General features: G+C 54.4%; 14 protein-coding genes and 1 pseudogene. 11 read left to right on the top strand and 4 right to left on the bottom strand.

What is annotated here, in order from left to right:
• The 6 genes and pseudogenes from G9Q73_RS06020 to G9Q73_RS06045 form a co-directional block, all read left to right on the top strand.
• A partial coding sequence (locus G9Q73_RS06020; protein WP_177418986.1) for a hypothetical protein occupies nt 1-541 on the top strand: 541 nt, incomplete at its 5' end.
• Between the two features lie 130 nt (nt 542-671).
• Nucleotides 672-1828: pseudogene (gene ispG / locus G9Q73_RS06025) on the top strand (flavodoxin-dependent (E)-4-hydroxy-3-methylbut-2-enyl-diphosphate synthase).
• A 176-nt stretch (nt 1829-2004) separates the two neighbouring features.
• Nucleotides 2005-2196: a hypothetical protein gene (locus G9Q73_RS06030; protein WP_177418987.1), complete on the top strand. Its 192-nt coding sequence runs from the start codon at nt 2005-2007 to the stop codon at nt 2194-2196.
• Nucleotides 2197-2199: 3 nt separating this feature from the next.
• Nucleotides 2200-3177 carry a C40 family peptidase gene (locus G9Q73_RS06035; RefSeq protein ID WP_178941477.1) on the top strand — a complete coding sequence of 326 codons (978 nt, stop codon included), beginning with the start codon at nt 2200-2202 and terminating at the stop codon, nt 3175-3177.
• A 154-nt stretch (nt 3178-3331) separates the two neighbouring features.
• On the top strand, nt 3332-3850 hold the full coding sequence (locus G9Q73_RS06040; protein ID WP_177418989.1) for a hypothetical protein: 519 nt from the start codon (nt 3332-3334) through the stop codon (nt 3848-3850).
• Between the two features lie 173 nt (nt 3851-4023).
• Nucleotides 4024-4527, top strand: coding sequence for a GlcG/HbpS family heme-binding protein (locus G9Q73_RS06045; protein WP_177418990.1), 504 nt, complete (start codon nt 4024-4026; stop codon nt 4525-4527).
• 55 nt (nt 4528-4582) lie between these two features.
• On the opposite strand, the gene G9Q73_RS06050 is transcribed toward G9Q73_RS06045, so the two are convergent.
• The 3 genes from G9Q73_RS06050 to G9Q73_RS06060 all read right to left on the bottom strand — a co-directional run bounded on the left by G9Q73_RS06050 (nt 4583) and on the right by G9Q73_RS06060 (nt 6189).
• Nucleotides 4583-4966, bottom strand: a complete 384-nt coding sequence (locus tag G9Q73_RS06050; protein ID WP_177418991.1) for a NifB/NifX family molybdenum-iron cluster-binding protein — start codon at nt 4964-4966, stop codon at nt 4583-4585.
• A gap of 7 nt (nt 4967-4973) precedes the next feature.
• On the bottom strand, nt 4974-5378 hold the full coding sequence (locus tag G9Q73_RS06055) for a DUF6858 family protein (RefSeq protein WP_177418992.1): 405 nt from the start codon (nt 5376-5378) through the stop codon (nt 4974-4976).
• Nucleotides 5379-5481: 103 nt separating this feature from the next.
• Nucleotides 5482-6189: a Crp/Fnr family transcriptional regulator gene (locus tag G9Q73_RS06060; protein WP_177418993.1), complete on the bottom strand. Its 708-nt coding sequence runs from the start codon at nt 6187-6189 to the stop codon at nt 5482-5484.
• A gap of 235 nt (nt 6190-6424) precedes the next feature.
• Here G9Q73_RS06060 and G9Q73_RS06065 point away from each other — a divergent pair, with 235 nt between their 5' ends.
• From G9Q73_RS06065 to G9Q73_RS06080, 4 genes are all read left to right on the top strand, one after another.
• Nucleotides 6425-7444: a response regulator gene (locus tag G9Q73_RS06065; protein WP_177418994.1), complete on the top strand. Its 1020-nt coding sequence runs from the start codon at nt 6425-6427 to the stop codon at nt 7442-7444.
• A gap of 27 nt (nt 7445-7471) precedes the next feature.
• Nucleotides 7472-8989 (top strand): sensor histidine kinase, encoded by a 1518-nt coding sequence (locus G9Q73_RS06070; RefSeq protein ID WP_177418995.1) that lies wholly within the window; start codon nt 7472-7474, stop codon nt 8987-8989.
• Between the two features lie 91 nt (nt 8990-9080).
• Entirely contained in the window at nt 9081-10973 is a 1893-nt protein-coding gene (locus tag G9Q73_RS06075; protein WP_177418996.1) for an ATP-binding cassette domain-containing protein, read from the top strand.
• Between the two features lie 21 nt (nt 10974-10994).
• Nucleotides 10995-11426, top strand: a complete 432-nt coding sequence (locus tag G9Q73_RS06080; protein ID WP_177418997.1) for a hypothetical protein — start codon at nt 10995-10997, stop codon at nt 11424-11426.
• A gap of 19 nt (nt 11427-11445) precedes the next feature.
• Here the strand turns inward: G9Q73_RS06080 and G9Q73_RS19190 are convergent, their stop codons facing one another.
• On the bottom strand, nt 11446-11589 hold the full coding sequence (locus tag G9Q73_RS19190) for a hypothetical protein (RefSeq protein WP_177418998.1): 144 nt from the start codon (nt 11587-11589) through the stop codon (nt 11446-11448).
• A 264-nt stretch (nt 11590-11853) separates the two neighbouring features.
• On the opposite strand from G9Q73_RS19190, the gene G9Q73_RS20385 reads away from it, so the two are divergent.
• Nucleotides 11854-11958 carry a response regulator gene (locus G9Q73_RS20385; protein WP_246345539.1) on the top strand — a complete coding sequence of 35 codons (105 nt, stop codon included), beginning with the start codon at nt 11854-11856 and terminating at the stop codon, nt 11956-11958.
• Nucleotides 11959-12282 lie beyond the last annotated feature (324 nt).

The following is a 12282-nucleotide window of genomic DNA, read 5'->3' on the forward strand; positions in this document are numbered from 1 at the left end:
AGCTGCAGTTGTAGGTGGCGTATGGGCTGTTTATGTTTATCGCATAAAAAAAGAGAGGGAAACATCAAGTGCTCAACTAAAAAGCATTGAAAAGTCACTTTCTCCACACTTTAATATTTCATGCAATATAAATGTTGAGTGCACAAGCACTTTAGATAATAACAAATTAATTAATGCGGAAGTGTCATTAACGAATGGCAGCAACCATGATATTCGCATTGATCTAATGGGTGTTAAAACGTTCAGAGGCTTCAGACTAAAGAACTACCCGCAGAGCCTTGACGTCGAAAAGACTGTGGGTACTGCGTTAATTGGTGCAGATGTTGATAGCAATCAGCTAGGTGTCCAAAATCACTGGATACTTGAAAAAGGAAATACTCAGATATTTCCGTTTTGCGTTGTTGTCGACAAAGAGGGTTTATATTTTCTTGAATTTAAATGTTACGTTAATAGTGAGTCGGTACAACGCCAATTGAGACAGGCGAGTGGTGAAGACAAAACTTATACCGTACAAGGTAAAAAGTTCATACTGGTTAAATAAGGCACATAACCATCGGGTAAAGCCGACGCTCGTATTAATAGGGGACGTACCACGTTTCCCCGTTTTCCGTGCCACTTCTGGTACTTAGTGCCATTCTTCGGGACAGACCACGGTTTTCTAGCAGCAGTTCATAAGAAATGGTGGTCTGTCTCCTATTGTTCCGTGCAGTCGATGACCAATACCGACACGGCGGATGTGGACGCCACCGTAAGACAGGTGGCGGAACTGGCCCGGGCCGGGTCGGAGCTAGTGCAGTACGGTCAATAATGAGGCAGCCAAAGCGGTGCCGTCAATACGCAGGCACTGGACAAGCAGGGGTTGGGTGTCCCGCTGATTGGGAATTTTCACTTCAACGGCCTGCGTCTGTTGAAGATTTTCCCGAATGCGCGCAGGCTTTGGAAATATCGCATCAACCCTGGGAATGGTAGCGGGAGAAACGTGACACCGGTACCATCATGATCGAGCGCACCGACGGACAGCCGGTACGTATCCCGTCATGGGCCAGTCTGGATAAAGGGACTGGTAGCGAGCATGATGGATGAGAATGCCCGTGCGGCCGATCCGCGGATGCGGATGGTGACCCGAGTCATGGTCAAGTCGGCGTTGGACAGCGCACGCCGGGCGGAAGCGTTGGGTCTCGGCAGAGATCATATCGTGCTCTCCTGCAAGATGAGCGGTGTGCAGGACCTGATCGCCGTCTACCGGAAACTGGCCGCCCGCAGTGACTATGCCCTGCATCTCGGGTTGACCGAGGCGGGGATGGGTTCCAAAGGGATCGTTGCCTCCACGGCTGCGTTGGCGGTGCTGCTGCAGGAGGGGATTGGTGACACTATCCGCATCTCCCTGACGCCGGAGCCCGGTGGCGCACGCACCCAGGAGGTAGTGGTTGCCCAGGAACTCCTGCAGTCGATGGGACTAAGGGCCTTTGCGCCGATGGTAGTGGCCTGCCCCGGTTGTGGGCGCACCACCAGTACTCTGTTCCAGCAATTGGCCATGGACGTGCAGAGCCACCTGCGTGCTCAGATGCCGGTCTGGCGCCGGCAATACCCAGGAGCGGAAGAGATGTCGGTGGCGGTGATGGGATGCGTGGTCAATGGACCTGGAGAGAGCAAGCAGGCCAACATCGGTATCAGCCTGCCGGGTACCGGAGAGAGTCCCTCTGCGCCGGTATTTGTGGATGGGGAGAAGGTGACTACACTAAAGGGAGCTGATATTGCGGTGCAGTTTATGGGGATTGTGGATGGATATGTGAAGGATCGCTACGGGCGAAATCTACAGGGAGAATAGTGTTCAACGTTTTCTACACCGTCGCACTGCAAGTAGAAGAGGACGGATGAATTAATAATTATCTCCTATGTACCCATCAATAATTTAATAGCCGTACTTAAAGTAGGTTTTTTGTTATAATGCCTGCCGAAAGATAGTCTTCACTTGCATGACAACCTTAGGTCAGGGAAACCGTTATGGCTCGAGAGGTAGTGAAAGCAGGTCTATTCTGTATTTTTCTGGTGTCGCTGCCGGCGCTGTCCGGTTGCGTGAGTCTGCCGCCGGAGGTGAAGGCGGAGCTGCTCGAACCCCTCGCGGGCCAGCCGAACAACTTCTCATCGGAAGCGCGTGACAGCCGCAGTTCCGAAACAGCCGGCAAGGGGAACTGAGTAGTGCGCTTGTTGTTGCTTTCCCTTGTTTTCTTACTGACCGCCTGCGCCAATCCGACGCGGCAGGATTTCAAGACCTGGCAGGTGGCCGGTGAGGACCCGCAGCAGTTTCTCAATTTGCCCCTGGTTTCCGGTCAGGTGGTGGTGATCGGCTCCGGCGGCATCATGGATATGGGCATTACCCTGATCCCCGAGTCCTACCCTCCTTACCTTCATGCCGGCATCCTGGTAATCGATGACGGCTCGCCCTATGTTTACGACATCACGGGCGTTGCCGGCTTCAACCTGACTGGCCTTCCACCAACGGATGTGATCAAAGGCAAGGTGCAGCGTATTCCTTTTGGGCGGTTTGTCCGGCGTTACCATCACGTGGCGATCTACGAACCAACGGGCCTGGACATGGAGCGTATTGCGGACTACGTCCGGACGCAGCTCCGTGAGGAGGCGCCTTTCGACCCCTATTTCAATTACGCTGAACACAAAAATCTTTACTGCACCGAATTCATCGCGTTGGCGCTGGAGGCGGGAGGCGCAGAACGTTTCGAGCTCCCTCCGAATCGCCCAAATCGTTCGGTTTCAGTGGTGCTGGATTGGCTGAAGATCCCCGGCAAGGGACTGTTGATGCCTTCAGATCTTGTTGTTGCATCAAAGCGGGTGGCGTTGTTGAGTACCAGACATACACTGAGCGAGATCTATCTGCTCAACGCATTGAAAGAGGAGCTGCATCGTCGTTTCACCTGTGATCAGCGTCTGGGCAACCTCTTCTATTGGAACGGATTCAAAGTGCGACTGAGAAAGCCGGTAGACAGATTCATGGATGCGGGTCTGGCGCTGTTTCCGCTGGATAGTGAGGTTGATGAGCGGGAGGCTCGGCTTGCTGTACGGGAGCTGGCGGACGAGATGTACGGTGAATTGCCCGAAACGGCGGTGCTATCGAGATGTGAAAACGTAAAGCAGGAGAGCGTCGTGGCCGGGCAGTGAAACCAGGTGGGACGCGATTCGAATAAGGTGAGAATTTGGGTGCTATCACCCAATTTGGCGGCGAGTTCCCGGGAGAGGAGCACGTCGGCAAAAAACCGGTACCCGCTGTTTGGCGGGAGCGGAAACAGAAGCGGAGGATAAGACATTGAACAGAATGAGACTGATATCTTTGGTGGCGGTCGCCACGTTAGGCGTGCACTCCACGGCCATGGCGGAGTCCATGTTCGATCCGGGCGTGATGTTCTACGTGAATGTGCCTTTTGGGCAGAGTAGTTCCCGGAACAGCGGTGAAGAACGGCTCGGATTTCGGCTCGACTATGATTCCCGGCAGTTGTGGAATGAGAAAAGAGTGCAATGGGGGACGTCGCGTTTCCGTATGGCGCCACTACTCGATTTCAATATGACTGGAGCCGGTGCGGGTTCGATTGATCTGCGCGGTCAGACGCTTGCCTATTCTCCCGGCGGCGAAGGAGGATCAAGCTCGACCCCCGAGGCCTCGAAAGCGAGCTTTCAAGATTTTCCCTGGCTTTGGGCGATCCTGGGCGGCGCAGCCGCCGGCTTGGCGATCTCCTGTGCCAACGACCAGTGGCCTTGCTTTAAGAGGGATGATGCTGTGAGCGGCGATAGTGTCCCACCAGACGATTATGTCCCCCCACCAGGAGAGCCTACCTAAACTTGCTGCATAAGCGTTCCAGGAAACCAGAAATATGGGCGGAGGGGATACTCATCCTTCCGTCCCTTTTTTGGCGCATAAAAAACTTCCTGATTTTCCCTGCAAATCAGAGATGGTAGGGTGCGCTGTGCGCACCATGACGCTCTTATTCAATAATCAGCCGAGAGAAGGCAATGAGAAAATCTGCAAAAAAACTGTTATTGGCGACGGCGGGCCTGGTTCTGTCCCAAGCTGCCCCGGCGGATGAAGAACCCACACTTCTGGTATCGACACAACGCCTCACCCTGGAGGTGGCAACATCCATTGCCCAGGGTGCAGTTGCGGTCTGCCGCGAACAGGGTATCCAGATTGCCGCCACCGTGGTGGATCGTGAGGGAACGGTACAGGTCGTGCTCAGAGATACCATTGCCGCTCCCATCACCGTGCCGATCAGCCGGCAAAAGGCCTTTACCGCCGTTAACTTCAATGCGGCAACCTCTCAACTCAGTGATCGGGCCGATACGCCGATTGGCCGCATCGACGGGCTGGTGATGTCTGCGGGCGGTCTGGCAATCCAGGTGGGTGGTCAGTTGGTGGGTGGTATCGGCGTCAGTGGGGCGCCTTCGGGCAAGACCGATGAGGCATGCGCCCAAGCGGGTATCGACAAGGTCATTGATGACCTGGAGATGTCAATGTAGGCCTGATCAAGCGCAGCGGATCAGGCAGCTCAAACTACTATTCGAGACGAACCTGTTAGCCGGGCATTACCGAATTGTGATGATGATCGTGGTTATGGTCATGGTCGTGGGGTTCGGCGGGCGGCAATGCCTCCCCTGCAACAACCTTGGTGGCTGCAGTATGTGGATCGGTCTCGCTGGTGGCGACGACCCGGACACCCTGTGATGCCATGCGGCGAATGAAACCCTCTCCGCAGCCCCCGGTAATCAGCACGTCCAGTTCAAAAACGGGATGCTGGCTGCCGCGAAACTCGTGCATACTCATCTCCTTGGGGAGATCCAGCCGCTCGCCTTCGACTATCTGACCACTATCGTCCTGCTCGAACACCAGAAAACGGCGGGTTTTTCCGGCATGACCGGTGACGGTGCGGAAATTCTGGCTGGTGATACCGATTTTCATAATGACCTCAGGCGGCCGCCCGGTTTGAAACGAGTGATCTGGCCCACTCCTCCATAGCCGCATTGGCGACAGGCATGGGGGCTTCCATGAAGGTGATAATGAAATGCCCGTCGGTTTCACAGACGCCGATGGAACGGGGACGCACCGCCAGCTGCATGGGGTCTTGCAGCGTCAGGCCGAAGCAGAAAACGATGTTGACCGCTGCAGTAATCTCTTCAGCAACCTGACCTTCCGGTAGGGCGGTCGTATGGGCGAAATGATCAAAAACTGCGATGAAGCGGGCGCTTCGATGAGCTTCTATCTGTTGCCTGATATGGGTAACTATCTCATCTACAGCACTGAATCGGCACTCCGACCGTTTGATCTCCAGTTGAAAAACAGGGTAAGTCTCTTCCAGCAGTGTTTGCTTCACCTTGCCTACTCCAAGCCGTCTAGTATGTTTCCGTCCAGAAAAATCTATCAATCAGGACAGTGGGAATGCTAAGTGTCATCCCGGCTGGAGGCATTGAAAATAATCAATCTTCGGCGATACGTTGCAGATTGGGGATGTCGAGCAGGAAATGGTTGCTGCTGGTCTCTACCAACAGACTCTGTCGTTTGAATTCCGCGATGGTGCGGCTGGCGGTTTCAGTGGTAATGCCCAACATCGCGCCCATGTCTTCACGGGCGAAAAGTTGGCATTCGCTGTTTTCCGCATCACTGACCAGGCGCAGTAGCAATCTTGCCACACGCTGCTTGGCGGATCCGGTTGAGAGTTCAGTGAGCCAGGCATCGGCTTCGTTGAGGGCCCGTTGCCAGCGGTTGAGCAATTCCCGGTGAAGTTTTGGGTTTTCTTTGCTCAGCTTTTCCACGACTTTGACCGGCAGGCTGCAAGCTTCAGTCGGTTGCAGGACGACGGCATCGTGCTTGTAGTTTTCTCCGAGCAGGCACTCCAGCCCAGTGACATCCGTGGCCCGGATCAGACGGACGATGCGCTGGCTGCCGTCAGGCAGGTACTGTACCAGTTTGAGTACTCCGGAACGGATAGTGTACATGCGGTCGCCGACGTCGCCGGCGCGATAGAGAGTGGACCCTATCGGAAGCGTGTATTGATCGATAGGATCGTGTATCTGTTCAAAATTTTCTTCGTCCAGCCCTGCAAAAAGCACCGATTCCCTGAGCGCACAGGTTTTGCAGTCTGCAGTACCATCCCAGGCCTCTTTGAATGTGACATTTTTTACCATGTTGGCTTTTCCGACGGTATGTTAAGTTGGCTGGTAAGCCCTGTCGCAGATCAAACGCCTGCTTTTTCCCGAGTGTGGGGGCCAGGTTGCACGATAGCAGATATCAGGGTGAGAAAAAGCCTGAATTTATTTCCCGATTTCATCTGAAATGGTGCAAACTGCCCAGTCAGGCAGTTTCTTGATGCTACCATAGCTGCCTTATTGCGTGCTCATGCCTGATGGCAATGGAGGAGATATGGCTGCAGGGCAAGGTGATCATAAATTCTGGATTCTCGGGGTGGATGATGAACCACAGAACCTGGAGATTCTCGAGGAGATTCTGGGAGATCAGTTTGAGTTGACGCTTGTGAGTAGTGGCCGTGCCTGCCTGGACGAGGCAAATGCCGCTCCGCCTGACTTGATTCTGCTTGACGTCAATATGCAGGGGATGGACGGTCTGGAGGCCTGCCGTCGTTTAAAGGCAGAACCCAATACCTCGGATATTCCGGTCATCTTCGTCTCCGCCTACTCCAAACTGGAAGAGCGATTGGCGGGTTATCGGGCAGGGGGTGATGATTACGTCACGAAACCATTCGACGATGAGGAACTCCTGATCAAGGTCAAGCTTGCGCTTGCTGCCAAGCGCCAACTCGATTCGCTTCAGCAGTCCTCAACTGATGCCCTGGATGTGGCGCAAACGGCCCTGTCTGTCAGTGGTGAAGCTGAAGCACTCCTCCATTTTTTAGGCGCTGCCTACCCGTTGAACAGTCGAGCCGATCTCGGCAAGAGCATGCTTGATATGTTCGAGTGTTACGGACTGAGAGTTGTGTTGAGAATAGAGGGTGAAGACGGTGATCTCTACCTCTCCCATGAAGGCGATGTCGGTCCATTGGAGCAGGAAGTGCTGGAGATGGGGCCGGATGATGGACGTTTCATCGATTTTGGACGCCGCACACTGGCCAAATACGGCGGTGTTTCCGTATTGATCAGGAATATGCCGGTAGAAGACGTGAATAGGCATGCTCGCTGGAAAAAAAATCTGGAAATAATGCTGCAGATATCGAATGCAAGAGTTGTCGGAATCGACAATGAGCAGCGATTGCAAAGGCAGGGTGAGACACTGCTGCGGATGCAGGATCTGACGCGGAATATTCTGTCTGACATGCGGAATGCAAATGATTCATCCGAGGGAGTGAGCAGGAGTGGCGTTGAGCGGATTATCGACCAGATGGATCTGCTCCTCGATGCGGTCGAATCTGAAGTCGGGCGACAGTAGGCAGGTCGGCAGGAGATAGATAGGGCCATGCCTGATTTCTTTTCAAACAGTCATATCGCATCTGAACTTTCGTCTGAACTGAGACGCCAGGTCAATGATCGCGGTAGCCGGGACATGGGGAGCCGGGCCGGCATTATCGTTTTTGCCTACCCTGCGCTTGTCTCATTTATCCTCATCGGCAGTACGCTTCTCAGAAGTCAGCTGCAGATCATGGGACCTGTTGCCCTGATGCTGCTTTTCGCCAGCGGCATTCGTTATATCTACTCGAAACGACTCTCCCTGATTGCCGATGAGAGGCTGGTCGAATCACGCAGTGGATACACTTTCTGGAGTTTGGCGAGCGGCTTTCTGCTGGGATTCTTCTCCGCGCTTGCTCTTTACGTCGCCGGGCTCAGCGCAGATGGTTTCGTCATGCTGATCGCCACGGCTGGCATGAGCGGCGGAGCGATAGGTACGATGACGCAGTTCCCGAAAGTCTGGAACATGTTTCTCGCCCTGATCTGGATGCCGGTCATAATAATCAGCCTCTATATAGGGATTCAGGGCGATACCCTGGGTTATCTGATGGTGGTCTATGCCGGTATCTATTGGGGATTTATTCTTCTGGTTGGTCATCGTATTGCTGCCGAATACTGGCAGGGTCAGATCAGTCTGGTGGAGTCGGAGGGCCATGCCCGCAGTCTGGACAAGGCATTGAAACTGCTCGAAGAGAAGGAGAGTGAAGTCAGGCTGCATCGTGATCACCTGCAGGAACTGGTGGCGGAGCAGACCCGGGATCTGCGAGAGGCAATGGAGACGGCTGAGCGGGCAAACCAGAGCAAGTCGGAATTTCTTGCCAACATGTCCCACGAGTTGCGTACACCGATGCACGCAATCCTGAGCTTCTCCAAATTTGGCCTCAATAAGGTCCCAGTGGAGGTGGATCAAAAGCTGAACAAATACTTCTTGCGTATCAATGAGAGCGGCAATCGGCTACTGACACTGCTGAACGATTTGCTCGATTTGTCGAAACTGGAAGCCGGGCACATGGAGTTCGACCTGGAACAGAATGACTTGGAAAAAGTCTTCAATACCTGTCTCGCAGAACAGGAGACCAGATTCAAGGAGCATGAATTGAGGGTCTTCATCGACCCGATAAAAGGCTCAACGCTGGCAACTTTCGATGCGTTACGCATCGGCCAGGTGATTACCAATCTACTATCCAATGCCTTTAAATTCACGCCTGACGGAAAAGCTATCTACATCACCATCGTTTCTGATGAAATCCCTATGGGGCGGAGGGAAGACGATAGTAAAGATTGCAATGCACTGCGTTTCACCATTCGGGATCAGGGTATAGGAATCCCGGAAGATGAACTTGAGGCCGTGTTTGATAAGTTTATCCAGAGCAGCAAGACCAATAATGGTGCGGGCGGCACCGGTCTGGGTCTGGCTATATGCCATGAGATCATCGATGGACATCGGGGCCGCATCTGGGCGGAAAATGCCGATGATGGTGGCGCTGTCTTCAGCTTTATCATTCCCCGTATGCCATTCTGTCCTTAATTCCACTTCAAGCCTGTTAAACTACCCGACTTTTCCTTTGGCGCGACCGGTGGGTCGATAGCTCTCTGCGCCAATCTCCAACGGTGAATCGATGTCGCTGATCAGACTGAGAAATATACAACTTGGATTTGGCGGCCCGCTGCTGCTGGACGGTGTGGATCTCTCCATTGAAAGGGGTGAGCGTATCTGTTTGCTTGGGCGCAATGGTGCCGGCAAATCGACCCTCATGAGGATCATTCTTGGAGAGCTGACCGCTGATGACGGTGAGCGGGTGGTCAGTGGCAGTGTGCGTATTGCACGCCTTATGCAGGAGGTGCCAAAAGAGCTGAAGGGCTCTGTTTTCGATGTGGTGGCAAATGGCATCGGGGTGCTCTCTGAAGTGATAAAACAGTACCATCAGATCAGCACCCGTCTTGCGGAGACGGGTGACGAAACCCTGCTCGAACCCCTGGCCAGGGTTCAGCATGAGCTTGAGGCAGGGGATGGCTGGCAGTTGGAACAGCGGGTCGAGACGGTAATCTCCCGACTTTCGCTGGATCCCGACATGCAGTTCGAGGCACTTTCCGGTGGACTCAAACGACGGGTGCTGCTGGCCCAGGCGCTGGTGATCGAACCTGATCTGCTGTTGCTGGACGAACCTACCAACCATCTCGATATCGAATCCATCGACTGGATGGAGGAGTTTCTGCTCGGTTACGGTGGGGCGCTGCTCTTTGTGACCCATGACCGTGCATTTCTGCGTCATCTCGCCACCCGGATTCTGGAGCTCGACCGGGGGCGCCTGACCGACTGGCCGGGAGACTACGACAACTTTTTGCGCCGCAAGGAGGAGATGCTCAATGCCGAGGCGCTGGAGAATGCCCGTTTCGACAAGAAGCTGGCGCAGGAGGAGGTCTGGATCCGTCAGGGGATCAAGGCCCGTCGCACCAGGAATGAAGGGCGGGTGAAGGCACTGAAGGCGATGCGGGATGAGCATAGCCGTCGGCGGAGTGAAACCGGCCAGGTACAGATGCAGCTGCAGGCGGGCGAGCGCTCCGGCAAGCTGGTGGTGGAGGTGGATGACATCAGCTATGCATGGGAGGGAGAGCCGGTGATCAGAGGTTTCTCCACCACCATCATGCGGGGTGACCGGATCGGCATCATCGGCCCCAATGGCGCCGGTAAGACCACCCTGCTCAATCTGCTGCTCGGGCGGCTGCAACCGGACAGCGGCAGCGTGAAGCTCGGGACCAATCTGGAAGTGGTCTACTTTGATCAAATGCGCAGCCAACTGCGGGAGGATTTGTCGGTACAGGATAATGTGGGTGGTGGCAGCGACAAGGTCGAAATCGGCAGCAGCAGCAGACACATCATCTCCTATCTGCAGGATTTTCTCTTTACCCCGGAACGGGCGCGCACCCCGGTGAAGGCCCTCTCCGGCGGTGAGCGCAACCGGTTGCTACTGGCCAAACTGTTTACAAAACCTGCCAATGTGCTGGTGCTCGATGAGCCTACCAACGATTTGGATGTGGAGACGCTGGAACTGCTCGAAGAGCTGCTTATCAACTTTACGGGGACGTTGCTACTGGTCAGTCACGACCGGGATTTTCTCGATAATGCAGTCACTGCCTGCCTGGTGTTTGAGGGGGAAAACCGGATCGCCGAGTACGTCGGAGGGTACAGTGACTGGGACCGCCATCGCAAACAGCAGCAGGCTCTGCCGGTTGCTTCCGCAGAAAAAGCGGTAAAGTCTGAGCCGAGCCCGCCGAAAAAGGGGGCAGGAAAGCTCAGTTATAAAGACCAGCGTGAGTTGGGTGCTCTGCCGCAACGGATTGAAACCATTGAGAAAGAGATTGGGGCTGTCCAGCAGCAGTTGAGTGATCCTGAAGTCTATCAGCAAGGTGGTGACAAAGTTATCGGCCTGCAGCAGGAGCTAATAGGGCTGGAACAGGCACTGGAAACCGCATTCGATCGCTGGGAGACTTTGGAAGCCCAGCAAAGTTGAATCCTGACGACGGAAAAAACCATGCGACAGATGAGTGGATATCTGATTGGCCTGGCACTGTTGCTGGCCGGGCAGACTGCCCAGGCCGGGGCCGCCTGTGTGGTGGTAAAAAAGCTGGGAGACTCCCTGGCGATTGAGTGGGTTGCGGGAGAGGATGAAAGTGTCGCCAACGCAATTGAAAAAGCCAAGGCCCGATTGCGTGAGCAGGGCTGGCACAAAAAGTATCAGGATGCCCATCCCCAGGCCAACACAAATCTCCCCCACGCCCATGCGGTCATAGTACAAACCGACTACAAGAGTGCCATCGGAAAACCCAGAACCAGCTACGGTTGTGGTTACAGCGCCGGATCTGCGGCTCAGGCGGAGCAGGCGGCACTAAAGGATCTGCGTAACTACTCCTGGGGCTGGAAACCGGAGTTTGGCTATAAGGTCTTGAAGAAATTCAGCTATTGAGTTGTTTGCGGGTAACCGTTCAGCGCATCCAGGCCAGTGCAACAATGACAATACTGGAGAAGGCCGGTTCAAGCGTAGCGGAACCGGCAACACTCATGCTCCCTCTCCAACCAGGATTGCCCGATCCGCTACGCTTGATCGGGCCTACGCCACGATTCAACATCTACGGAGTTTTCGGGCAGGGAGCCGCGCCCTAAAGTTTTTCCACCATCCGACGATATATGAGGAAACTCAATTCTCTAGTGAAACGGGGTCCGGAGATGGCGAAAATTCCTGCGGTGGATGATCAGAAAGTGATGCGGGAACTGGTGCGTGTTTAGCTGCGATGGGCACGAAGTGTTGCTGGCGAGGATGGTATACAAGCGATGCAGTTTGCCCGCGACAATGTGCCGTTGATCTGGTACTGAGTGATATCAATATGCCGAATATGAACGGTATCAGTCTTGTCAGCAAATTGCGCCGTCTGGATCACTATGCGGAGACGCCGATCATCAGCGTTGACCACCGGAAAGCGCAGATCAAAAAAGGATAAAGCCAAGCGTATGGGCGCCAACGGCTGCTGTAGCCCTCGACCCCAAAACGCCTGCAAAAGGCGGTGAATACCATGTTGGCAAAAACGGGCCATGTGCTGCCAGCCCGCAGCTGATGGACCCTCTTTCATTGATGTCGGCTGAATTACCCGGCTAACTGCCGGGTAGACAGTCGGTTCTTGGCCAATCAGTACTATCTGCTGTTTTTCTGAGCTACCTTCATCTGGTTGATTCAATCTATCGGCTTGATTCTCGCCGCTTGCTGCGGAAGTGTTCGTAGAGTGGCGCCCCGCCGAGCAAATACGTAACTGAACGAAGCACAACAA

This window comes from endosymbiont of Lamellibrachia barhami (assembly GCF_011947365.2).
Lineage (GTDB): Bacteria > Pseudomonadota > Gammaproteobacteria > Chromatiales > Chromatiaceae > QGON01.